The organism is Lederbergia citrea, from assembly GCF_018343525.1.
GTDB lineage: Bacteria > Bacillota > Bacilli > Bacillales > Bacillaceae_C > Lederbergia > Lederbergia citrea.
Genome location: NZ_JAGYPH010000005.1, coordinates 66,679 through 92,001 on the forward strand (window position 1 = coordinate 66,679; position 25,323 = coordinate 92,001).

At 37.4% G+C, this 25,323-nt stretch carries 20 protein-coding genes, 2 riboswitches and 1 other annotated feature; of the genes, 4 read left to right on the forward strand and 16 right to left on the reverse strand.

All coding sequences use genetic code 11. The features are described from left to right. Positions 1 to 58: 58 nt before the first annotated feature. On the reverse strand, positions 59 to 613 hold the full coding sequence (locus KHA88_RS19455) for an NUDIX domain-containing protein (RefSeq protein WP_213099975.1): 555 nt from the start codon (positions 611 to 613) through the stop codon (positions 59 to 61). A gap of 186 nt (positions 614 to 799) precedes the next feature. Here KHA88_RS19455 and serC point away from each other — a divergent pair, with 186 nt between their 5' ends. Then, positions 800 to 1,897, forward strand: coding sequence for a 3-phosphoserine/phosphohydroxythreonine transaminase (serC, locus tag KHA88_RS19460; RefSeq protein WP_249313339.1), 1,098 nt, complete (start codon positions 800 to 802; stop codon positions 1,895 to 1,897). Positions 1,898 to 1,983: 86 nt separating this feature from the next. Here the strand turns inward: serC and KHA88_RS19465 are convergent, their stop codons facing one another. The 9 genes from KHA88_RS19465 to ltaS all read right to left on the reverse strand — a co-directional run bounded on the left by KHA88_RS19465 (position 1,984) and on the right by ltaS (position 13,874). Continuing rightward, the gene (locus KHA88_RS19465; protein WP_213122675.1) at positions 1,984 to 3,678 is read right to left on the reverse strand and encodes a 2-isopropylmalate synthase; all 1,695 of its coding nucleotides are present in this window, start codon (positions 3,676 to 3,678) and stop codon (positions 1,984 to 1,986) included. A gap of 62 nt (positions 3,679 to 3,740) precedes the next feature. Next, positions 3,741 to 3,998: a binding site (T-box leader), on the reverse strand. 145 nt (positions 3,999 to 4,143) lie between these two features. After that, a complete protein-coding gene (locus KHA88_RS19470; RefSeq protein ID WP_213099974.1) occupies positions 4,144 to 4,656 on the reverse strand; it encodes a DUF3231 family protein in 513 nt (170 codons plus the stop codon). Positions 4,657 to 5,047: 391 nt separating this feature from the next. Further along, positions 5,048 to 5,830 carry a DeoR/GlpR family DNA-binding transcription regulator gene (locus KHA88_RS19475; RefSeq protein WP_213099907.1) on the reverse strand — a complete coding sequence of 261 codons (783 nt, stop codon included), beginning with the start codon at positions 5,828 to 5,830 and terminating at the stop codon, positions 5,048 to 5,050. 59 nt (positions 5,831 to 5,889) lie between these two features. Next, positions 5,890 to 6,900, reverse strand: a complete 1,011-nt coding sequence (locus KHA88_RS19480) for a histidinol phosphate phosphatase domain-containing protein (protein WP_213122676.1) — start codon at positions 6,898 to 6,900, stop codon at positions 5,890 to 5,892. Between the two features lie 24 nt (positions 6,901 to 6,924). Continuing rightward, positions 6,925 to 7,851, reverse strand: coding sequence for a metallophosphoesterase family protein (locus KHA88_RS19485; RefSeq protein ID WP_213122677.1), 927 nt, complete (start codon positions 7,849 to 7,851; stop codon positions 6,925 to 6,927). A 16-nt stretch (positions 7,852 to 7,867) separates the two neighbouring features. Then, positions 7,868 to 8,755, reverse strand: coding sequence for a carbohydrate ABC transporter permease (locus KHA88_RS19490; RefSeq protein ID WP_213099973.1), 888 nt, complete (start codon positions 8,753 to 8,755; stop codon positions 7,868 to 7,870). A gap of 108 nt (positions 8,756 to 8,863) precedes the next feature. Continuing rightward, a complete protein-coding gene (locus KHA88_RS19495) occupies positions 8,864 to 10,603 on the reverse strand; it encodes an extracellular solute-binding protein (RefSeq protein ID WP_213122678.1) in 1,740 nt (579 codons plus the stop codon). A gap of 27 nt (positions 10,604 to 10,630) precedes the next feature. Further along, complete coding sequence (locus tag KHA88_RS19500; protein WP_249313346.1) at positions 10,631 to 11,539, reverse strand: ABC transporter permease; 909 nt, start codon at positions 11,537 to 11,539, stop codon at positions 10,631 to 10,633. Positions 11,540 to 11,921: 382 nt separating this feature from the next. Continuing rightward, entirely contained in the window at positions 11,922 to 13,874 is a 1,953-nt protein-coding gene (ltaS, locus tag KHA88_RS19505; RefSeq protein WP_213099903.1) for a lipoteichoic acid synthase, read from the reverse strand. A gap of 397 nt (positions 13,875 to 14,271) precedes the next feature. Beyond that, positions 14,272 to 14,380, forward strand: a riboswitch (SAM riboswitch). A 97-nt stretch (positions 14,381 to 14,477) separates the two neighbouring features. Here ltaS and KHA88_RS19510 point away from each other — a divergent pair. Then, positions 14,478 to 15,584, forward strand: a complete 1,107-nt coding sequence (locus KHA88_RS19510; RefSeq protein WP_213122679.1) for a 5-methyltetrahydropteroyltriglutamate--homocysteine S-methyltransferase — start codon at positions 14,478 to 14,480, stop codon at positions 15,582 to 15,584. A 151-nt stretch (positions 15,585 to 15,735) separates the two neighbouring features. On the opposite strand, the gene KHA88_RS19515 is transcribed toward KHA88_RS19510, so the two are convergent. Continuing rightward, complete coding sequence (locus tag KHA88_RS19515) at positions 15,736 to 16,413, reverse strand: DNA alkylation repair protein (RefSeq protein ID WP_213122680.1); 678 nt, start codon at positions 16,411 to 16,413, stop codon at positions 15,736 to 15,738. Between the two features lie 202 nt (positions 16,414 to 16,615). Continuing rightward, positions 16,616 to 17,179 carry an NADPH-dependent FMN reductase gene (gene ssuE, locus KHA88_RS19520; RefSeq protein WP_213122681.1) on the reverse strand — a complete coding sequence of 188 codons (564 nt, stop codon included), beginning with the start codon at positions 17,177 to 17,179 and terminating at the stop codon, positions 16,616 to 16,618. Between the two features lie 101 nt (positions 17,180 to 17,280). After that, positions 17,281 to 17,385: riboswitch (SAM riboswitch) on the reverse strand. A gap of 215 nt (positions 17,386 to 17,600) precedes the next feature. Between ssuE and KHA88_RS19525 the strand changes: the two genes are divergently transcribed. Next, a complete protein-coding gene (locus tag KHA88_RS19525) occupies positions 17,601 to 17,900 on the forward strand; it encodes a hypothetical protein (RefSeq protein WP_213122682.1) in 300 nt (99 codons plus the stop codon). A gap of 279 nt (positions 17,901 to 18,179) precedes the next feature. Here the strand turns inward: KHA88_RS19525 and KHA88_RS19530 are convergent, their stop codons facing one another. The 4 genes from KHA88_RS19530 to KHA88_RS19545 form a co-directional block, all read right to left on the reverse strand. After that, positions 18,180 to 19,526 (reverse strand): TrkH family potassium uptake protein, encoded by a 1,347-nt coding sequence (locus KHA88_RS19530; RefSeq protein WP_213122683.1) that lies wholly within the window; start codon positions 19,524 to 19,526, stop codon positions 18,180 to 18,182. 235 nt (positions 19,527 to 19,761) lie between these two features. After that, entirely contained in the window at positions 19,762 to 21,567 is a 1,806-nt protein-coding gene (cstA, locus tag KHA88_RS19535) for a carbon starvation CstA family protein (RefSeq protein WP_213099896.1), read from the reverse strand. A 132-nt stretch (positions 21,568 to 21,699) separates the two neighbouring features. After that, positions 21,700 to 22,455: a LytR/AlgR family response regulator transcription factor gene (locus tag KHA88_RS19540; RefSeq protein ID WP_213122684.1), complete on the reverse strand. Its 756-nt coding sequence runs from the start codon at positions 22,453 to 22,455 to the stop codon at positions 21,700 to 21,702. Continuing rightward, a complete protein-coding gene (locus KHA88_RS19545; protein ID WP_213108728.1) occupies positions 22,430 to 24,214 on the reverse strand; it encodes a sensor histidine kinase in 1,785 nt (594 codons plus the stop codon). Before KHA88_RS19545 ends, KHA88_RS19540 begins: the two co-directional genes overlap by 26 nt. A 342-nt stretch (positions 24,215 to 24,556) precedes the next feature. Here KHA88_RS19545 and KHA88_RS19550 point away from each other — a divergent pair, with 342 nt between their 5' ends. Then, positions 24,557 to 25,303 (forward strand): TerC family protein, encoded by a 747-nt coding sequence (locus KHA88_RS19550; RefSeq protein ID WP_213099893.1) that lies wholly within the window; start codon positions 24,557 to 24,559, stop codon positions 25,301 to 25,303. Positions 25,304 to 25,323: the final 20 nt, after the last annotated feature.

The following is a 25,323-nucleotide window of genomic DNA, read 5'->3' on the forward strand; positions in this document are numbered from 1 at the left end:
TAGATTACAAGCGAAAATATTGTTTTTATTAAGAATTCCTGCGATGCGTGTATATCCCTTATTCTCCAGTAATAGCCACCCGAAATAGTCCATTGCCATTCAATGGAATGATTGGACTTTTATCCGGAATTAAGCCTGCCTCTGTGGCATTCATTGCTGAATCCACAATCCATTTCGTTAAGTCTGCGACATCCAATGTTCTCATTTCTTCCATACTGAAAAAGCCTGCAGCATCAACTTCAATTTCATCGGGTCTCGCTTCCCCATCTAAATATTCCATCGCAAAAACAAGATAGATGTTATGGATATTAGATGGTTGGTCCCGGATGGCTGTAATGCCTGTTACTCTTGCCTTGATGCCTGTTTCCTCCATGAGCTCTCGTACAATTGTATCTTCAATGAATTCATTCTGCTCGATATAACCGCCAGGATTAGTCCACTTCCCTTTACCGGGTTCTTGTGCTCTGCGCACTAAAAGTACCTTATTGTCTTTAATGACGATTGCACCGACACCAACACTATAGTTACCCCAGTGGACAAAACTACAACTCATGCATGCAAGCCGCTCTGTTCCATCTATATCTCTAATTTCTAATAAATGCCCACAGGACATACAATATTTGACTGACACGCGTTTCCATCCCCCAATATTCCAACTTTTCAATTTACTCAATTTGTATTTGCCTTCCCATTTTTCAATTTTATCATTAAATTTCGAATAAGAGATATGAAATTAACAAAAAGATATTTACCCATTGTATAATTACAATTGAAGCTTTAAAACATAGGAGTGAGGACTTTGAAGCAAAATATTCGAGACGTATACAATTTTAACGCTGGCCCTTCAGCTCTTCCGTTAGCAGTTCTTGAAAAAGCCCAGCAAGAACTTGTTGATTTCCGAGGTACTGGAATGTCGATTATGGAACTGAGCCACCGGAGCCCAGCCTATGAGGAAGTACATAACCAAGCAATTGCTCGTTTAAAAAGCCTTTATTCAATTCCTGAAAATTATGAGGTGCTTTTTCTGCAAGGCGGTGCAAGTCTTCAATTTTCAATGATTCCAATGAACTTTTTGCAACCGGAGAAAAAAGCCGGCTATGTAATGACAGGAGTTTGGTCAGAAAAGGCGTTTGCTGAAGCAAAATTATTTGGAGAACCATATCACGTTGCTAGCACAAAAGAGAGTAATTATCACATTATCCCGAGGATGGACGAACTGCAATATTACGAGAGGGATGCCTATCTTCACCTAACATCTAACAACACGATTTATGGTACCCAGTGGAAGGACTTTCCTGATACAGGCGATGTTCCATTAATTGCGGATATGTCCAGTGATATTATGTCCAAGCCGATAGACGTGAGCAAGTTTGCAATGATTTACGCAGGTGCACAAAAAAACCTTGGTCCTTCTGGGGTTACAGTCGTCATTATTCGCAAAGATATACTCGAAAAAGCGAACCCGAATATACCGACGATGTTAAAATATAGCACTCATGCGAAAAGTAATTCTCTGTACCATACCCCTCCGACTTTTGGTATTTACATGCTCGGAGAAGTGCTTAGTTGGATAGAAGAATCAGGCGGACTAGCGGCCATTGCGAAACAAAATGAAGAAAAAGCTAAGCTAATTTATGATGCAATCGACAACAGCAATGGCTTTTATCTTGGTCATGCTGATTCCGAAAGCCGTTCTCTTATGAACATCACATTCCGACTAGCTGATGAAGAGTTAGAGAAAAAGTTTTTAATGGAAGCGAAAAGTGCAGGATTTGTCGGCTTAAACGGCCATCGTTCTGTTGGTGGATGCCGTGCATCTACGTACAATGCCGTTCCATTGGAAGCTTGTAAGGCGCTTAGCGAATTTATGAAACAATTTCAGAAGAAAAATGGATAACAGAAAGCCCTCATTCTAAGAATGGGGGCCTTCTTCATCAACAACCTTCGACAGGTGACAGGCACGGCCCGAATTTTGTCGAATTTTTATGATAGTATTTCTTTTTTCATTGGCAGCTTGATACTGACTGCCATTTTGTTAACGGCACTAAATAGCGCTTTTATAGAGGAAGTCATGATATCCACGTCAATCCCGCACCCCCAATGGACCGTGCCGTCTGGAGCGGTTATCCCCACATAAGAGACAGCGTTTGATCCAGAGCCTATTTCTTGAGCGTGCTCCTTGTAGACCAAATCTGTATAATCTAAACCCAACTTATTTTGAAGTGCATGGCTAATTGCGTCTAATCTTCCGTTCCCTTCCCCCTTAATTTCATCCACTTCCTCATTGATTCGTATCGATATAGAGGTTTGAAAATCATCGGACTTAGTAAATTTGTAATTGATAAACTCGACGGGTTCTTTAATATTCACATATTCTTTTACAAAAATGTCATGGATTTCAGCAGGCATCAGCTCTTTTTGCAAACGATCTGACATATTTTTAACAATGTAACCGAAGCTTTCACGCATTTTCGGAGGTAGATCGAGCCCATATTGCTGCTCAAGCAGATAGCCAATTCCCCCTTTACCTGACTGACTGTTTATTCGAATGACATCCCCTTCATATTCTCTACCAATATCTTTCGGATCAATTAACAAATAAGGGACCGTCCATTTCTCACATTCTTTTTCCTCACGCCATTTCATTCCTTTGGCAATTGCATCTTGATGCGAACCCGAAAAGGCCGCAAATACAAGCTTACCGGCATATGGCTGTCTCTCATCAACCTTCATTTTCGTCATCCGTTCATAAACATCGATGATTTCAAGGATATTTTCGAACTGTAGCTTCGGATCTACTCCGTGAGAAAACATGTTCAAAGCAAGTGTCACAATGTCCACATTGCCTGTTCTTTCCCCATTTCCAAACAGCGTTCCTTCGATTCTCTGCCCACCAGCCAGCAATCCCAGTTCCGCGTCTGCAACACCGCTTCCTCTATCATTATGTGGATGAAGCGATAAAATAATATTTTCCCTGTAGTTCAGATGATTACTCATGTATTCAATTTGACTTGCATACACGTGCGGCATTGACATAGATACCGTAGCTGGCAAGTTAATAATGACCTTGTTCTCTTTCGTCGGCTGCCATATTTCAAGCACTTGATTACATATATCAAGCGCGAACTCTATTTCGGTTCCTGTAAAACTTTCAGGAGAATACTGAAACTTAAAGTTTCCTTCCGTTTCCGCTGCATACTTTTTAAGTAATTTTGCTCCCGTTACCGCAATATCAATAATCTCTGCTTTTGATTTTTTAAATACTTGCTCACGCTGGGCGACAGAAGTTGAATTGTAAAGATGAACCACTGCACTTTTCGCACCTTGAAGCGATTCAAACGTTTTTTGAATAATATGTTCTCTTGATTGTGTCAAAACTTGAATGGTCACATCATCGGGGATCAAATCTTCTTCGATCAACGTACGCAAAAAAGTATATTCTGTTTCCGATGCTGCTGGAAAGCCAACTTCTATCTCCTTGAAGCCGATCTTCACAAGCATCTGAAAATATTCAAGCTTCTCCTGTAGCGTCATCGGGACGACCAAAGCTTGATTTCCATCCCGAAGATCGACACTACACCATGTTGGAGCCTCAGTAATATACTCCTTTTGGGCCCAATTCATGCTTGTTACAGGAGGCATAAAATAACCTCTATCATACTTTTCGACGTTTTTCATTTTAATGACCGCCCTTCAAATTTGTTTTTTTACATAAAAAAGCCTTTCGTCTCTATATTACAAATAGAGACGAAAGGCTGTTGTCAGCATTCGCGGTACCACTCTAATTCATACCAAAACGGTATGCACTCTAACAGATACGGGTTTTTAAAAACCTTATATCCTCCTACTATAACGGTTAGGCTCCGTCTCCACCTACTCTTCTTTCATTTCAGTGAGCTGCTTCAAGGTGAGTTCAGATTTTATTTACGGCTGTTTCGCACCACCCAACAGCTCTCTGGTCGCTTTAAAACCCTACTATTCCTTTTCGACGCATTTAATATTTAGAATATTATATCAAGTGGGAATCAAGAAATCAAGGAAATTTTAAAAATCTCATTCATGACTGGATTATGATTGATGGGAAGGTCATAAGTATATGACCGAAAAAACGGGCACACAAATGTCTGCCCGTTGATTACATATTCAGCAATTTTCCGCTTTGTTATGATGAAGAGGTGGTGGAACCAACCATCCTTTTTCTTTGTTGAGTCTAAGGACTTTTGCTCCAAGTGCTGCCTTTTGAACATGAAACTGCCCAAACATCATAGCTATGTCTTCTCGAATTGATTGACCCATAATCGTACTACAGGCTACTAATCCAGCCGCGATGTTTGCCGCAAGAAAAGCGGCTATTTCTGGATCTTGAAAACGTGCTCCTACTGGAATATCTTCAATACAAGCTTTAGGTCGTTCAGGTGGAGTTGGAGGTAAGCCAATGCCATTTTCTTTTAATAAAGTTTCAATCTGTTTGGCTTCTTGCTGCCCACCTTGAATAGCTTCCTCCAGTAATTTTTGTAAGTCTTCATCACCCGCATGGTTTAGGTTGGTTTCGTAACCAGCAACTAATCCTTTGACTACCATCAGGAAAGACCATGTACTAAAGACTTCACCATAATGCATAGGTTCATCTGTTGGATTTCCACTTAAAATTCCCATTTTCATCCTCCTTATTATATTCATGTGTAGTGCCACCTTTCTTAACGCACACAGTGATTATGTTGCCTCATAATTTGTTATTTATTCTCAATGATATATCTCTTAATTTGTTATTTTTATTAGAGAAACCAAAAATAACGTCTCACGTTAAGAAAGCGTTGATGGAAAATGGCAGGAAAACCTTTATGTTATTTAGAAAAAGGATGTTAAATGAGGAGCTTGAACGTAGTTATCCTGGATATTTAAAGACGAGGACACAGGGAGTCATTTGTTGATCATATAAACATTCCCGATGGACAGTTTTTGGAACAAAGGCACACTGATTGGAATTAGGAACAGGTAAATAAGCTATCACCTGTTCCAGAAAATTCCTATCAAAAATCAAACATACTCAAGTAGCAATCCACGTTACCTCATTCTGTTCCAGTTTGGCAGACCAGGATGCAGGTAGTTTTTTGTCACTAATAATGACGTCTATCATATTTAAATCAGCAATATGTGAAAAAGATTGCACGCCTATTTTACTATGATCAGCGAGTACAATGACTTCTTTAGATTGGTTGGTTGCAATTTTTGATATCACAGATTCATTTAAGTCATAGTCACTTATACCAGTATGGATTGAGACTCCGCCGACAGAAAGGAAGGCCTTGTCCACATGAAAATTCTTCAACATTTCTTCGCATAAATATCCGCTTACTGACTGCTGATCCGGCGATATTTCACCGCCAAGGATGATTAACTTTCCTCTAAACAATCCTTGAGATAAGGACTCTTTTAACAGACTTGCTGTTGGAAGTGAATTAGTGACAATCGTGAGCCCTCTCTTCCCTTCAATAAATCTTGCGAACTCAAGGATTGTTGTCCCAGTATCCAAAAAAATCGTATTGCCATCTTCAATTAATAATGATGCTTGCTTTCCAATCGCCATTTTCGCGTCACGATTAATAATTTGACGCTCCTGATATGGTGGTTCTCCATCATCATATGATATTTTCACAGCTCCACCGTATACTCTCTTGATTTTCTCGGTTTTAACAAGCGTATCTAGGTCTCGACGAATCGTTTCGCTAGAAACTTGCAGCTGCTCTGCTAAAGCGAGAACTTGTACCTTGCCTTGAGTATCTAGTTCCTCCAATATAATTTTTTTTCTTTCTTCAGCTAACAGTGACAATCATATTCACCTCTCTTTGGAAAAGACGTGGACCAATGGGTCTCACGCCTAAATTTTTCTCAACAGACTATAAACTCAATTGGATGTTTTAGCTTTTTTCTTTGTTTAAAGGTTGTGACTTCATCAATCCCTAATTTCTTCAATATATCTAATTGCTCTGCAGCATAATTTCCGAGATCATCAGGAAAATGAGCGTCGGAGGAAATTGTCATCTCAACCTTATTTTCGGCTAAAATTTTTAAAAATGTAGGACTAGGACACATTTCTTTGATTGGATACCGATAATAGAGTCCAGCGTTGATTTCCGTTGCTAAATCCAGCTCGCTTAATTTTTTTGCGATTCGTTCATAAAAAGGAATTAATTCTTCCTCGTTAGGGCGATAGCCGAATAATTTTATATTATCCAGATGAGCAATAAAATCAAATAACCTAGATGAAATTGCGTTCTCGACCAGATTAAAAAATTCTTCATAAAGTGTATATAAGTCGTGATTTAAAAAGAGTTCTTGTGTTTGTGGATTATCGAATCCCCATCCATCAAGGAAATGAACGGAGCCGATGATATAATCATATTGATTTTCTTTAAGAATCCCAGCTAGTTCTTCCTCTCCATTTAGAAAATAATCTGCTTCCAAACCTAATCGAAGTTCGATTCCTTCTTCCATCCACTTTGGCTTTGCGTTTTCTATTAACTCGATAAAACTTTGAATTGATTCAACACAAACTTTATCTAGCCAGCTTCTTTGAAGCTTACCAAGCTCATCATTTCTTAAATACATATGTTTTTCATAATATGGTTTATATTCTTTGAAGCGGTACAGATGGTCAACAATACCTACTTCCTTAAGGTCCAAACGTTTAGCCTGTTCCAAATATAGATCCAGCCACTCTTCAGAAAACGGTCCATGTTCTATGCGTTTTCCTAATGTTGCCAACGCCTCTTTTAACCATTCACGAGTATGTGCTTCGTGCTGTGAATCATTAAAATGATCGATTGCATCGAATGTTCTTTTTAACCATCTTGAAGAGTATGGCCCTTCTTCAAGATGAAAATGATAATCTACCTTCAAATTACTTCACCCTTTGTAAAATATTTATCCTTTATTTTCACTATGGCTGTAATAAGAAATCTTTTCACCATTATCAAGACGGATCCAAGTATCGAACCTTCTTTCCCCCTCATAAAGTTGAATGATTCTTGCACCACGTTGAAGGTCACCATAGCAGTGATAACCACTGACACGACCGTAGCAAAGGGAGATATTATATAACTTTCCACAATAATCATTGTCATGGTCATGTCCTACAAAAGTTCCCATTACATCTTTCGCTTCCAGCATGGCTGTAAACAATCCACTATTTATTTTTGGCGAAGAAACATCTTCACCTTTATTCCCGGAAAACTTACCATCCTGGAGCAAATATTTATATTCCGGCAATGGAATATGAAAGAATGCTAACGCAGGAATTGGATTGTTTTTTATTGCTTCATATTTTTGTGACTCAGATACGAACCAATTCACCTGATCTTGATGAATCCATTCATAACCTCCAACGGAATCGGGAGCGAGGGCACCGGAATCTAAAAAATATAATATGGCCTCATTATGGTCCGATTCAGAAGATTGAATGGTAAGAGTATAATTGCCTACTCCATTTATTTCCTTTGGACCGCTCTCAGACAGGGACATAGGATAATCTTTTTCAATAGTATGTAATTCAAGTCTTGTGATATTTTCTTCGGAATCATGATTTCCAAATACTACTGCAAACGGTAAATCATATTGAGATACATGATCTAAAACCCTTCTATAAGTAATATCTGGCTCATCAATACCCTCACTCCAAATTTGATCGCCTGTAAAGACAATCAAATCAGGTTTTTCTGCTTGTATGGTATCGTCAATAAGTTTAAAGGTGCGTGCATCTTTTTCGTGATGAATGTCCGGTCCGACATGTAAATCAGTAAACTGGATGATTTTAAATGAATGGTCTTCGCGAAATTGTAGTTTTGATTTCATGTTTATTTTCTCCTTCTTATTCCTTAACAGACCCAATATTGACACCTTTGATGAAATGTTTTTGTAAGAATGGATATACAAGAATAATTGGCGTAACGACAATAACAATCGTCGCCATTTTTAGTGATTCACCTGTAATATGAACTTTTTCTACTAAATCATAGTGAGTAGATGATGAGCGCAGCAATGCTTTTTGCAATGCTTCTTGTCTCGTAAGCATTTCCTGAAGCAAGGTGGACAATGGTTTTAATGATTGGTCACGCACATAGAATGATCCAGAAAACCAGTCATTCCAATGTCCCACTGCATTAAATAAACTAATCGCTGCAATGACTGGGATACTCATCGGCAAGATAATCTTGAAAAAGATCGCTAAATCTGAACATCCATCAATTCTTGCTGCTTCTTCTACACTATCGGGAATTTGATTAAAAAATGTTCTCATAATAATGATATTCCAGACACTATACAACGAGGGAATAATATATACCCATATACTATTAGTTAGATGCAGTTCTTTTAAAACCATATAATAGGGTACGATCCCACCACTAAATAACATCGTGAAAAAGACGAAAAAGGTGATTTGTTTTCTTCCAGGCAATGTTTTGCTTTTTAAAGCATACGCAGCCATGGCCGTTAGAAATACACTTAAAAAGGTACCTAAAATTGTTCTGAATACGGATATATAAAAGCCACTTACGATATTTGACTGCGAAAATACTTCTTTAAAGTTTTCAAGCGTCCATTCTCTTGGCCAGAAATAAACTCCGCCTTTTTGCGCATCCACACCACTATTGAATGATAAGGCAAATATGTTGATGAATGGGAGTATAATCGTTAAACAAAAAACAATGACGATGAAGTAGTTAAAAAATGCAAAAAATCTTTCACCTTTAGACATTTGATAATATTTTTTTTTCACGATTTGTCTCTCCTTGGTTAAGAGAAATTATTTTTAAAGGAAGTTCCTTCTTTTGAGAAGGACGCTTCCCTTTCAAGAGAATAACTATTAATATTTTATTCTAGTTTCTTCATGTTTATCTTTTTCTTCTAAAGTCTGAATATATTCTTTGAGCCCAGCTCTTTCCAATTGTTTGGCAGCTTCCTTCATGATGTCTTTTGCATCTTCCAGGTTTTTGCTGTAAAATGCGCGCAGTAAGCTTTCATTATAATTCTTGAGTGCAATGTCTAAGTCCTCCCCACCTTCAACTTCGAATATAAAGGATCCTGGAGTATAGCCATCTACTATTTTTGCGTCTGCAAATTTTTCATCGTATTTCCACATTTTAATAATATCCGCGGCGGCTTTATTTACATTAGGTGAGACGGCTTCACCGTATTCCGCTTCTCCAAAATCAGCTTCCCGGTCAAGATCGGTATACCCTAAATGTTCAGCCCAATAAGAACGAACACCTCTAAAGCCAAGTTCTTTTGCTGCGTCAGGTTCTTTTTCAAGCAAATCAAGCACTTCCTGTTTCACCAATGGATTCCCATTCTCATCGAGTGTATAATCACGACCTTCTAAGCCATACCAAGATAATAATTTTCCTTCTCGGCTTGCCAAGTAATCCGCAAACTTTACAATATCTTCAGGATTTTTCGTGGTAGATGGAATGGACCAGCCGGAATATCCAGATTTAAAAGCTAATTCCATCTGGTACTCACCTTCGATCGAGTTTAAAGGCCCTAATGGAATATACTTCATATCGCTATTTTCCGGTACAAAATTATGCATATCTGCAACAATGCCAAACGATTTATTAATGACTCCTTCTTTGGCACGATTTTCTTCCATCGTGTAAAATTCAGGATGCATTAATTTTTCTTTCATCAGTTTCTGAACATACTCTATTCTTTTAATCCCATAATCGGTTTGACTCTCGTGCTTGATTTTTCCATCCTTGGGATCACGGAAGAATTTTTCACCACTATTGCCTGTCCAAATCATATCCCTATACCATTGGTCACGATCCGAGCCACCCCAAATTGTCGGACCAATCGGAGTGATATCCCTTCCATTTTCATCCTTAAAATTGCCCGCTTTGATTTTCTTTGCAAGTTCGTACATTTTTTCGGATGTATTGATTTCACTTGGAGTAATTCCCAATTCATCAGCAATATCTTTACGAATATATGGGCCGCCTACATATTTCCTAGATTCATAACCAGCTTCTCGAGGGATTGTCATGTGAACCATATATGTTGAGCCGTCAAATTCAGGACGGAACATAATATTGTTTTTTGTATCCAAAGGAAGATAATCATCTTCAAAATACTTGCTATATATTTTTGAATCTTTCATATACGGTGTTAAATCTGTGAACATTCCTTCTCTGGCAGCTTTCAAAAGGACTTGCATTTCCGGACGTCCACTATTATTTAAATAGTAAGCGATGAAATCCGGTAAATCCCCTGCCGCGATACCCGCCGTTAGTGCCTGCAATGAACTATCCGAAGAAACAGTTTGCAGTTCTAAAGTGATCCCTGTTCTTTTCTTTAACTCAGCAGCAATTTCTGGATTCATTTCTTTTGACGCATCATCATCACTCATAAATACCAAGCCAGTAATCGTCCGATCAGCAATCCAAGTATCAGGCTTATCCCCAGTGTCCTCTGAAGCCTTACTACTAGATTCCTTCTTAGGGCTACAACCCGAAATAAATAACACCGCAACCAACGAAAGAATAAACACCTTACCAAAATTCGACAAAAACCGAGGCGTGCCTGTCACCTGTCGAAATTTTTTCATTTTTTTGTCCCCCTTTTTGTTAAGTTCTCACCATAGTGAGGTATCAAATTTGCGTTTGGAAATTGCATTTACTGCTAATACAAGAATTAATCCAATAACACCCTGCAGCATCCCTACTGCTGTTGCATATCCAAATTGACCGCCTTGGAGACCTACGCGTATCACATAAGTATCAATAATCTCGGCCACCTCAGCATTTCCCGGCGTTTTTAATAAATAAATTTGATCAAATCCTGCAGATAGAATATTTCCTAAAGACAAGATAAACAAAATAATAATGGTCGGTCTTATACCTGGGAGAGTAATATGCCATATTTGTCTCAACTTATTTGCCCCATCCATTTTTGCTGCTTCATAATATTCCGGGTTTATTCCTGCTATCGCTGCAAAATAAATAATTGAGCTCCAGCCAATTTCCTTCCAAACATGACTCCAAAACATAACGGAATAGAAATAATCCTTTTCCATTAAGAAGAACTTATCACCCGCCCCTCCAAAATGTTTAATGACTTGGTTTAATAAACCAATATCAGGTGCTAAAACCCGTTGCAAAAGCCCTACAATAATAACCCAAGATAAAAAGTGAGGAAGATAAGTGATACTTTGAAAGAGGTTTCTCATTTTATTGCTTTTCATTTCATTGAACATTATTGCTAAAAATATTGGAAAGGGAAGTCCTAAAAATAATTTCATGGAACTAATAATTAGTGTATTTTTGATGAATACCCAGCTTTGAGGATCATTAAAAAATCTTTGAAAATATGTAAAACCAACCCATTCTCCTCCCCAAATGCCGGTGTTAAATTTGAATTCTTTAAATGCCAAAACTAGACCAGCCATTGGAAGATAGGAAAAGAGAATAAAAAAAGTGATACATGGGAGTAACATCAAATACAGTTGGTTATGACGCCAAATGCTTTTCCAGCCTAGTTTCATCTTACTTGGGACCTTTACATTAGATGTAAGAGGATACTTTTCTCTAATAGTCTTCACTTTCATCACCTTTCCGCAAACGCATACATGTTTTTAATTAATAAAAGTTCCCTTTTCATCTCTCCTTTGCGTTGTTGTGATATCTTCTTTTTTGTTGTTGTTTTTTGTTGTGTTTTTATTATATATATTTGTTTAATATTCTGTCAAACGGAATTTTAAAACTTTACAGACTCTTAACAATGGATCATTGTCCGTTAATACTAAATTAAACAAAATAAAACAATAGAAAAGTAAACGAATCCACAACAACCACATCATTTTTTATTTAAGAAATAAAAAAAGACTACCCAAGAAAAATTCTCGGGTAGTCTCTTATTTATTTCATTTACTCATTCGATTTGTTATCTTTCGTATTACTATAGTTGTATAGTGATCGATCGACTGGAATGAAGTCTTTAGGAGTGTAGAAGCGTAATAAATCGGCAGTCACTACTCTATCGGAAAGAGATAATTTATATTCTACCGCTTCCTGATATTTTTTAGCTTCTTCCATCCTGTCCTCTTCTAATTCCATTCCCGTCTCTGAATCATAGAATTTACCATCGACTGACGTAATTGTGGAACTGACAAAATCACCATTTCGGAATGGAATAAGTTCGTCGTGGTCTTCAGATAATAAATCTGTACCAAATTGCACATACTCTTTTGTATCTATTCCGAGTAAGTGAAGCAACGTTGGAAGAAGATCTATTTGTCCACCATATTCGTGATTCACGCCACCTTCCATACCTGGGACACGAATGAATAATGGTACTCGTTGTAAACCGGTACTTTCAAATGGTGTAATTTCTTTATCAAGAACTTGTTCCATTGCTTTATTATGATTTTTCGAAATTCCATAATGGTCACCGTACATAATAATAATGGAATTATCGTATAATCCGGATTCCTTCAAGTATACAAAGAATTGCTCTAACGCTTCGTCCGCATAACGAGCTGTCTGGAAATATCTATCTACAGAACCATCACCTGTTGTATGCGGTCCAATCGTTGCATCTTCTTCATCAATTGGATACGGAAAGTGATGCGATACCGTAATAAACTTTGTATAAAATGGTTGAGGCAATGTTTCCAAGAGTGGAATAGATTCCTCGAAAAACGGTTTATCTTTTAAGCCATAAGGTGCCATGTTTTCAGAGTTCATATCATAGTAGCTTGAATCGAAAAAATGGTTAAATCCAAACGATTTATAAATTTCATTACGATTCCAAAAGCTGCCTGAATTCCCATGGAACACTGCTGACGTATAGCCGTGTTGACCTAAAATAGCCGGAGCTGCTTGGTATGTGTTTAAACCTTTTGTTGTAAATGCTGCACCTTGTGGTAATCCATATAATGAATTTTCCAACATAAATTCGGCGTCAGCCGTTTTTCCTTGCGCTGTTTGATGGAAGAAATTATCGAAGTATAATGTATTTCCTTCCTTCGTCAATGAATTTAAGAACGGTGTAACTTCTTCTCCATGCAATTTATAATTAATCAAGAAGTTTTGAATGGATTCAAGATGTAAATAAATCACATTCATTCCTTTGCCGATGCCAAAGTACTCGGGATTAGGCTTAGCATAATTCGATTTTGTATAGTTAATGACTTCTGTCATATCGTCGCTACTTGCCGTAGCCCTTTGAGCGGATGCTTTCGTACTTTGAACCGCATCGTATATTGTGTAATTGTACATACCTAAATATTTCACAATATAATTTCGGTCAAATCCTCTTGTCAATAATTGAGGACGATCCGTTTCAGCTAAACCGAGATTTGCACTAGAAAAAGCCAGTGCCAATAAAAATACCGCTAAAACCTTTTGACGATTCATGTTTTTAACTTCAATTTTCACCACACGAAATGCTAGTAAAGCAATCAAAAGGACAGTATCCAAGAAGAATAAAAAGTCATAAGGCTTTAAAAGAGTAGCTACACTTCCGCTTACATCGCCAAAATTTTGTGTCTGACTTAAAGTTGGTAAAGTGATAAAATCATTAAAGAATCGGTAATACAAAACATTTGCAAATAAAAGGAATGATAAAAAGAAGTGAATGACGATTAAGTAAATATACTTCTTTCGACCTTTAAAAAACATAGAAAAACTTAAAAACAATAAGGAAGATCCTAAAGGATTTATAAACAATAGAAATTTTTGTAATGAATTTTCAACGCCTAAATTAAACTGTGTCAATTGAGTTAAGTATGTCTTCATCCAAAGAAAGAATACTGCAACAAAGAAAAAGCCAATATATTTATTAAAAATACTTTGACCTTTTTCGGACAAGTTATTCATTTTATACCTACCTCCTAGCACATTATTATAACATATTTGGCATTAGTTTTCTAATAGCCAATAAATCTAGTATTTATCTTAACTGTTAAATATGAACAAATTATGAATAAGCAACGAAAAAAAGATAACAAGGGAATTTTACTCCTTTTTATTGAAATGTCAAGCCCTTGAGTAATATTTTCATTGACGTTCATCACTCATTATTGTCTGTGATGAGTTTATTCATGTTCGAGGTGAGTTTGGTCACGTTCAGGCTAAGTATACCCAGTTTTGAGGTAGTTTACTCGCGTTCATATTAGTTTAATAGAAATTTTTATTTATATACCCCTTGCATTATTTTCCAATGTGTAATAGAGTAATAGACAATCAAGTTTTCAAAAAATTTCATATACTTTTATTCTTATCAAGAGAGACTGAGGGATTGGCCCGATGAAGTCTCAGCAACCAGCCTGTTTAAGGCCAAGGTGCTAATTCCAATAGGTTATCCATTGCCTAGAAGATAAGAAGAATGTTTTCGATATTAGGGACCTTCTTCTTTCTTGAGGGTCCCTAATTTTTTTTATCACAGAATTACTAAAACAAAAAAGAAAGAAGGAATTTAACATGACAACAACATTAACGAAAGCACCATTTAAAGCAGATCACGTTGGAAGTTTGTTACGACCAGAGAATTTACATACTGCGAGAAAAGATTTTAAAGAGGGCAAAATATCGGTAGAACAATTACGTGAAGTCGAGACGAAAGAAATTAAACGGATTGTTGACAAGCAAATTGAAGTTGGATTGGAATTAGTTACAGATGGAGAGTTTAGACGTAGATTTTGGCACACAGATTTCCTAGAACATTTGAATGGTATAGAAGGCTATGTTCCTGAAGTAGGATATATTTTTAATGGTAATGAAGAAACAGAAAGATATAACATTCGAAATACAGGAAAAGTATCATTTAATCCCGACCATCCACATGTAAAAGATTTTATTGAATTTAATGAAATCGTTGCTGGCCGTGCGGTTGCCAAACAAACAATCCCGAGCCCTAACCAATTATTTAATATTGGTATCCGCGATGAAAATATCTACCCTGACATTGAGGATTATGCAAATGATATTATCAATGCTTATCGAGATGCTATCAAGGCTTTCTACGATGCGGGAGTTCGTTATTTACAACTAGATGATGTTTATATTGCTGGACTTTCATCTCCTAACATTCCATTTAATGATGGAGCATACACAAGGGAGTATCTAATTGATTTGGCTCTTCGTGTCGTTAATAAAGTGTTGGAAGGAAAACCGGAAGATTTAGTTGTAACAACGCATTTGTGCCGTGGTAACTATCGTTCAAATTGGGCTTTTGAAGGAAGCTATGCACTCATCGCACCAACATTATTCGCAAAAGAAAAAGTAAATGGTTTCTTCTTGGAATATGATGATGAGCGTTCGGGTGACTTTAATCCGTTAGAACATATTCCAAATGGCGGAGCACAAGTAATATTAGGCGTTGTGACATCAAAAAATGGTGAATTAGAAGACAAAGAAGCCATCATCGCACGTATTAAAGAAGCTTCGCAATATGTACCGCTTGACCAACTATGCTTAAGCCCACAATGCGGATTCGCTTCTACTCACCACGGAAATAAACTAACTGAAGAACAACAATGGGAGAAATTGAAATTTATCGTTGATGTTGCGAAGGAGGTTTGGGGGTAATTCAACTTAATATTCATAAAGAGAAACCAGGCCAAAATTAATGCCTGGTTTTTTTGCGGTTATATGACCTTGTTCAGCACACAAGCTGCCATTCTACACTAAAGTCTTCTATATTATAAAATAAATGCATGATATTGAAGTGTACACCTCATTATGCTCGTATATGTTTTAATCCTTCTCTCGTAGCTAAATTCGATAAATCATGATTTTCTATAAAACGGGCAACCGCATCCGGATTCGTTTTAGAATACTCTCTTAACGACCAGCCAATCGCTTTTTGGATAAAAAACTCATTAATATGAGAAGTGCGCTCTATATATGAAAACAATAGTTGTTCTTTCGTTTGATCCTTATATTTTAATTGAAAAAGAATCATGGTCCGCTTTAACCACATATTTTCGGAGTTAAGCCATTTTTCACCACGTTCTTTTATAAAGTGTGGATATTTTAAAAACAGACTGCCAACTAAATGGCTTGCAATCAAATCAACCGTATCCCACCATGATTTTGTTACAATTAAATATTCCAACAAATCGATATCCGCTTCCACTAAATGCTTTTTCTTTTTAATGAGGTAATCCAGCGCTATGTATTGATATTCCCTTTCAGGCAATTCCCATAAATCAGTAATGAAGGGTCGTAAATTCTGATTAGGAATTAATCCAACACTTTTCAGCCACTTCGCGGAAATCTGCCTCCTCTCAGGCGCCCTAATACCGATAAAAGGAAATAAACCCTTCATATACTTCTCCATTGCTATAGCATTTTCCCGATTGCGATGCTCTGAAAATATAAAGGCCAATGATTTAATTGATGCTTTATCACTCATTTTTTTCAACTGCCTTTCAAATCCACATGTATGATCATTATTGTAGCTTGAGTCTTTGAGGCAGTATACTCATATCTTTGTATTATCCTCCGATTTCAGTACGTATGAACACTCCAAACCGATATTTACGGAACATCAATTGTTAAATGTAGAAATTGAGTCTTGTAAAATGCATTTACGGGACTCATCGATATCCCTCCTGTTAAACAAAACTGCCCACTAACTCGGGCGACCGTTTTCTCGTTTCAATCGCATCAATTAGTTCATTCAGTTGCCGCTGTAATCTTAATTCACAATCCACTTCAGCTATCGGGTTGTCGGGATTATTTTTATCAATTAAAGAATCAACGAAGTAAATCCCCTGTGTAGGAATTCCTTTCAAATTATAAATTAGCGGTTTTAATGAAAATTCTACTGCCAGTAAATGGGCTTTACTACCGCCAACCATAAATGGCAATACAGGTAAACCATTGAACGAATCCTCAGGCAACAAATCGAGCAGTGACTTCAGTACGCCAGTGTAAGAAGCTTTATAAACTGGAGATCCAATAATGATTCCGTCTGCACTTTTAATATGATTAATCACTTCTTGAATAGCCGGGCTGTTGAAACGGGCACCTATTAGATCTGCTGGTGGTAAATCGGGCACAGAAACATAAGCTATCGAGAAGCCTTTCTTTTGTAATAACGATTCAACATGCCTCAATACGAGATCCGTTCTTGATGGTGTAAGTGGACTTCCGGAAATAATGACTATTTTACTCATCCTTCAATTCGCTCCCTTTTCTTAATTTTTCTGCTCCAAAACAAGCCGCAAAAAATCCCCCTTCTCGAATGAAAAGAGGGATTAGCTTAAATAGGCCATTACTCTTATCTTCCAAGAAATAATTCTTGCTGGATTTAGCACCTTTCTGCAATGCAGAGGTTGCTGAAGCTTCATCGGGCCAGTCCCTTAGCTTCTCTTGATAAGGATTATGAAGTTGTTAGAATTACTGTAATATACAGATAAAAAAATGTCAAGAAAAAACTGAGTAACACTATCGGAATTGATTTACAATATAGAAAAGTCGATTAGCGCATACGATATCTAAAGTGATTGTTTTCTTATATTTAGGGAAGTATTATAGAGATAAATATTTTATTCATTTCGATTTGTAGTCATTACGAAGGCAAAGGGGATTATAAAAATGGATAAAAGATTAATTGAAATTCAACATAGGGTAACTAAGGAACATAGAGACATTGCAAAGTTCGTAAAACATGTTTTTGATGAGTATGACAAAAAAATAGAAGAACATCGCCGCCTGACTGCATCGAATGCTCTAGCGGGTATAAAGACATCTGGAGTAGAAGAAAAAATATTCTACGATACAATCAACGAAACTAAAAGATGGATGCTTGATGTGTTGGAGCGTACTACACAAGACTTGGAACATACCGGGGATAAAAACTGGAATAAAAATTTTCGTGATGGCGTAAATGAATAGCCAAATTAAAAAATCCGGGGTATCTCAATGAACCCCGGATTTCCATTTGGATGGGAATCTGTGGTATAAATTTTGTTAAATTCTCTATGGAAGTTAGAGGAAACTTTGACACCCCAAAATGAGTACCAAGCAATTATAAGAGACACCTTGAAAAATTTCCTTTCGTTAATTCGGGATCGGCAATTTGCAGGCTATGCGCTTACTCAAGGTTTCATCGTCATTTTATAATGATAAAATCAATAAAAAAACGGAGGTCTACCCATGGCCTCCTTTTTTCAATCACCCTGTAATAACTCTTTCTTTTGGATAATGATATTTTGATTTCTTTTGATTTCCTCCAATGATAAATAAGAACGAAGTTAAACCGATTCTTCCAACGAACATCAAAATCATGAGAACACATTTCCCAAAAATGCTTAGATCTGGGGTTATTCCCGTAGATAAGCCGACCGTTCCGAAGGCAGAGCAAACTTCTAAAAAAATGGCACTAAGCTGCTGCTGTTGATCAGAAACGCTCAAAGCGACAACCGAAATCAAACACATGACAATAGCTAAAAAAGAAATCGCCAGCGATTTCAATATATCATCGTGATGAAGCTCGCGATTAAAGACTTTGATATCACGATCTCCTTTTGCAAAATGATAAATAAATAACATATTTAAAGCAAATGTCGTCGTCCGGATTCCTCCGCCCACAGAATTCGGAGATCCGCCAATAAACATGAAAATACTCATAACTAAGAGTGTCGGCATCGTAAATTCGTTAATATCTAATGTAGTGAGACCAGCACTTCTCGTCGTTGCTGCTTGGAATAAGGCATAGAAAAAGCTTTTATGCCAAGACATATCTTTAAAATAATGTTGAAATTCAAATAGCAAAATAAGGATTGTCCCCAAAACAAGAAGAATTGCATAGGTTAATGTCGTCAACCTTGTAAATAACGAAAACCTCGTCTTTTTCCCATAAATAAATTCCTTCACTTCAATTAAAACAGGGAACCCTATTGCACCAAGAATGATGAGGATAATCGTTATCGTTTGCACAAAATAATCACCTGCATAAGGAGCAAGGGACTCTCCAGTGATATCCATTCCAGCGTTAGTTGTCGCACTGACTGATGCAAACAAGCCTTGAAGAAATGCTTCCTTCCATGTCGGATAATATTTCAAGAAATGAAATCCAAAAACGAGTGCGCCTATCAACTCAATAAGAAGAATAATCTTGATAATTTCTCTAATTAATCTAACGAGTCCTGATAATGCAAACTGGTTATTATCAACCATAATTAGACGACGCTCGCGTAAGCCAATTCTCCCGCCTATAATCATCCAGAAAAAAGTGCTGATGGCCATGATGCCAATACCGCCAAATTGCAATACGAGCATAATGACAAAATACCCAAATACACTAAATGTTTCCGAAATATTAAATACAGACAAACCTGTATCACTTACTACACTGACAGCTGTAAAGACGGTATCAAAAAAATCCACTTTAACCCCGGGTTTATGGACTGCCGGGATACTAAATAATAGAATGGATACAGTTATTGCTAATAAATAATAACCCGTAATAACCTGGGCAGGTGCCCGTTTTTGCAGCCATACTCGTATATTCCCCCACATGGATGACATATCCTTTCAATATTTTGATATTCTTTATCATAAAGAAAATCGGTTATATTGAAAAGAAATATTTTCATAATTTTGATGTCTATTTTATAGATGTACGGGATATGAGCTTATTTCTACGTTATAAAGGAGGCTATCTATAAAGTAATCGTTCATGAAAACTAGAAAGGAGAAAAATAGACAACTCTGTCTTTATGATCAGTTTAGGGGCTTTTTAGACAGCCCTTTGTTAGGCTACTTCCCGTTTCGATTGTTCTACTAGTATGGCCTGTGGAATTTTCCATAGCTGAATCCATTTTTTAATGGAAGTAACGATAATCACAAATCCAAGAATAAGCATGATAATGGAAAGAACACCGTTTAGTACGTTAAAACCTGGGTTTTCTGCATTAAAGTAGACGTTTTTAACCATCCAGTATCCTGCTACGTTTACAGTTGCGTATAGGTAAGCAAGAGGAACTAAACATGTCAGCATGTACCAACGCTTTTCAGCAATCTTGAGGACAACTGTCGCACCAACGATCAAGCCGATCGAAGCCATTAATTGGTTAGAAACTCCGAATAATGCCCATATGGAACTGATGTCACCGGAGTAAAGGAGATATCCCCAGATAAAGCAGGCTAATGCACTGGCAAAAATATTCGCTAGCAGAGAATCAGTACGTTTTAGCGGTTTAATAAAGTCACCAAAGAAATCTTGGATGAGATAACGGGCAACTCTTGTCCCCGAATCTATGGCTGTTAAGATAAAGACAGCCTCAAATAGAATAACAAATTGAAAGAAGTAGGATGCCAGTTTTTCAAAAAGCGGAATTTCTGTGAAGATGTACGTCATCCCTACAGCAAGTGTAACAGCTCCCCCTGTTCTTCCTTCTAGATCCATTCCTATCTCTTCACTTAGTTTTTCTAGATGTACAGTCTCCATTCCGAGAGTTGCGAATTTCTCTGGAGTTGAATTGATTGCAAAATAATCTCCTGGCTGCAAGGATACCGCTGCGATTAAAGCCATGATCGCAACTAAACATTCAACAAGCATTGCACCAAAAGCAACACCTTTCACATCGCTCCATCGATTAATCATCTTCGGTGTTGTACCGGAACCGACGAATGCGTGAAAACCTGAGATCGCCCCACATGCAATCGTAATGGAAATAAATGGCCAAACTGGGCCTGCAATAATTGGACCGCCGCCATTAATAAATTCTGTAAATGCCGGGAATTGAACAGACGGGTTTACAATGAAAACCCCAATGATCAATGCAACGAAAACCCCAATTTTCATGAATGTACTTAAATAATCTCGCGGTGCCAGCAATAACCAGACTGGTAACGCGGCAGCAAAAAACGCATATGTCGGGAGTAGAAGAGCAAGTGTACTTTTTTCAAGTGTTAATAAATCGCCGAACCATGTGCCTTGAATGTTTGGTCCAAAAATGATGGCCAACATAATTAAAGCGAAACCAACAGTTGTCGCAAGTTTTAAGTTTCCTGTTTTTTTATGATACAAACCAACTGCCATTGCGATCGGGATCGTAATTCCTACCGCGAATGTTCCCCATGGATTTCTTTCTAATGCGCTTAGTACCACTAATGACAACCCTGCCATTGTAATAGTGATGATGAATAACATGGCTAATCCTGTACAGAATCCTGCGACAGGACCGAGTTCTTCTTTCGCCACCTCAGATAAAGACTTTCCCTCTCTCCGCATAGATGCAAAAAGAACAACTATATCGTGGACTGCTCCACCGATGACCGCCCCTATTAAAAGCCAAAGCAATCCTGGTAAATAACCGAATTGAGCTGCTAAAATTGGACCAACTAACGGACCTGCTGCGGCGATTGCCGCAAAATGATGGCCAAATGTAACCCATTTGTTCGTAGGTACATAATCTTGCCCATCTTCTAATTTATGGGCCGGAGTCAACTTTGAATCATCAAGCTTCAAAACCTTTGCGGCCATGAAGGTACCATATAAACGATAAGCAATTAAGAGAATACAGATTGAACCAACAACGATTGAAATCGCATTCATTTATTCATTCACCAACCATTCTTTTGTATGTAATTTATCATACAAAATGAAAGCGGATTTATTTCATTTTCATCATAAAATACAAAAATGGAAAGGTGAAGTGCATAAATCGGCAGATGAAATACAAATGATTCAGAAGCCAAGAAGCTGTTTCAATTCCTTTACATAGGTCCGGCTAACCGAAACTTTAGAGCCGTCCTTCATGATTAAATTATATGTTGAGTTAAACCAAGGCTCTATTTCTATGATATGGTCCAAATTTACAATGAAACTACGATGAACACGGAAAAATTGGGCTTTATTTAACTTTTTCTCCAATACGACAAGTGCATCACTAACAATGTATTCTTGTTCTATCGTTTTGATGGTACATTTCCCTTCGCTAGATTCCAAATATAGAATATCTTCATATGTTAATAAAACTATTCTCTCATCTACTAAAATAGCTATTTTTCCATTCCGGTCGTTACTCATAACTGGGTGGCTAGGAGGATCCTCATTGCCGATCTTTTGCATTTTCTTGATTTTTTCTAATGTTTTTTGAATACGACTTTCATCGAATGGCTTTAAAATATAATCGACTGCATTTAATTCAAAAGCTTGCAGCGCATAATCATCATAGGCTGTTGCAAAGACAATGGCTGGATTCGGATCAAGTTTTACTAATTGCTTAGCCAGGCTCAGCCCATTATCCTCAGCCAGTTCAATATCCTCAGCCAGTTCAATATCCAAGAAAACAAGATCTGGTTCTAACGCAGTTATGTCTGCCATTGCATCCTCGATACAATCACTTTCGCCTAATATTTCTACTTCCTTGCTCCGGATAAGCAAGTATTTTAATTCATCTCTTGCTAATGGTTCATCATCCACTATATAAGCTTTCAACATCTCGATCAAAAACTCCCTTACTACCGAGCGGAATGGATATCGATATGGTTGTTCCAAAATCAACTTGACTTTTGATTGTTAAACTGGCTTGACCACTATAAATTCCATTTAGACGCTCGCTTATATTAAAAATTGCCGTTCCATTTCCTTTTTTCGAATTCACTACTTGCTTACCTAGCACTCTGATTCTTTCTTCCGGAATTCCCTTTCCGTTATCGACTACAATAATATGTAATTTATTATCTTTGGTAAAAATCCTGATTGTGATGTCCCCCTGATTTTTGCTGCCTGGAAAACCATAATGAATCGCATTTTCTACTAAGGGCTGTAAAGTAAACGGTGGAATAAGTACTTTATTTAGGTTAGGTTCGATTTGAAAAGTAATGAAGTACTTGTTTGGAAAACGAGTCTGTTCCAATGAGATGTAGGACCTAACATTCTCCAATTCTTTCTCCAAAGGGATGAGCATCTGCCTTGCACCTTGGAGATTTCCGCGAAAAAACGAACCTAACTCTAACAGTAATTTACGAGCTTTATCTACATCTGTGCGGCAAAGTGCTGAGATTGTATTGATACTATTGAATAAAAAGTGCGGATGGATTTGTGCTTGTAAAGCTTTAATTTCTGCATCCCGCAACAGCTTCGTCTGCCGTTCTGCTTCGGCAAGCTCTAGTTGCGTAGAGAATAGATTTCCAAGTCCTTCTGCTAATTGCTGCTGCACCTTATCTAGTTTTTCAGGCTGGGAATAGTACATTTTTAATGTACCGACGATTTTGTTCTTTACCTTTAAAGGTAGAACAATCGCGGCTTCTAAAGGACAGTGACTTTGAAAACAGAATATCTCTTCTTTTGTTTTTGCGACTAATATCTTGCCGCTTTCAAGTGCTCTCTTCGTCAAACCAGTCGCAAGGTTGGCTTTAGGTGTATGGTGATCAGAAGCGGCGCCAACATGTGCCAAGACTTGATGATCATCTGTTACTGCAACCGCATCAGCATCCGTTAGTTCCAGCATAATTTCTGATATTTCCTTGCAAGAATGAGTGTTTAATCCTTGTCGAAAAAAAGGCAGGGTCTGATCGGCAATTTGAAAGGCACGGTTCGTCTGGTTTGCACGTACGCGTACTTCATCCCGCATGATTGATTGAATGATGAACATGAACAGCAATGTTCCAAACCCATTGACGAAAATCATCGGAAAGCCAATGAGTTGGACAAGATTCCACGCTTGTTCATATGGTTTAGCTGTTAAAAGAATAATCAGCATTTGCAGGGCTTCCATTATCATTCCGATCAAGACAGCAAAGGTTGCCGTGATTTTTTTCCCATTCTGTTTTCGTCTTCTTCCCAAATATCCAGCCACAATTCCAGCTATGATTGTAGAAATCCCACAAGAAAACGCAGTGAATCCACCAAGCATATAACGATGGACTCCTGCAATTAGGCCGGCACCGACGCCTACCATGGGTCCTCCCAGCAAACCTCCTATGACGATTCCCATCACCCTTGTATTTGCTAATGCATTCTCAGGCTGTATTTCTGAAAGCCAGCCAGTTTTTGCAATTGTATTTTGAGCAATTTCTACCCCTGTATAATTACTGATGATCCCGAATGCACCAAAGAGGAAAATAAGCATCACTTTCTCTTTTGTATTGTGCTTGTTTTGAATGATTTTACGAAATGATTTCATTTGCGAAAACAAAAAAGCAACAATGACGATAATTCCTACTTTTTCAAGCATTAATGGCACTAAATTAAACATCTTCACCCATCCTTTATTACTCATTCAAAGGGAAATTGAATTGGCTCGGGCAAGTCCTTTATTCATAATTGTGTTCTTTTATATTCGTTAAGTTAAAATACTTCTGTGTAAAATTATATCATGTTTGTTAGAATATATTTTCACAAAACCTAAAAACGGATTGTCGTTAAAAAGTCCACCCACCAGGTCGCAGACTGATGGGTGGACTTCCTATTCTAAAAAATTGGTTATTTATATAGGCTCCACGATTATCAATGGTTAGAATACAATGATTAAAAATTACTCTGATGTTCCATACTCTAATATAGTGAAAAAGGAAAGGGCAAATTTCAGGAGGACAGGATGGAACTATCTTTATTATTAGAGTATGGCTGGGTTTTAATGATCTTGATTCTTTTAGAGGGTTTATTATCCGCCGATAATGCTTTAGTTCTAGCTATAATGGCAAAGCATTTACCAGAAGAACAGCAAAAAAAGGCTATTAATATTGGTTTGCTCTTAGCTTTTATATTTAGAATTGGTGCCATTTTTATTATTTCGTTCCTTTTCCACGTTTGGCAAGTTCAAGCGATTGGAGCTGCTTATTTAATTTTCATCGCTGTAAAACATTTACTAAAAAGGAACAATGAAGATAATAATAAAAAAGGAAAGAGCTATCGTATGACTGTTGCTCAAATTGCCATAGCAGACATCGCGTTCGCTGTTGATTCTATTTTAGCAGCAGTAGCTCTAGTCATTGACCTACCTGACACGCCTATGGGTAATATTGGTGGCATGGATGGCGCTAAATTTATTGTGATTGTAATAGGTGCAATTGCAGGTCTAATTGTTATTAGATTTGCAGCGGGACTCTTCGTTAGGTTATTGACAAAACGCCCAAGTCTTGAAAAAGCCGCCATGTTATTAGTTGGTTGGGTTGGGGTTAAGTTATTAATGCATACTCTTGCTCATCCTTCAGTGAACATTATTTCTCATGATTTTGTCGAAGGAATCATTTGGAAGTCAATCTTTTGGTCAGTGATGCTTCTTATTGCTTTAGGTGGTTGGTTTTTATCTAAAGAGAAAACAGAGGAAGCTAATGAGGAATAATAATTAGCCCGGTCAGCGCC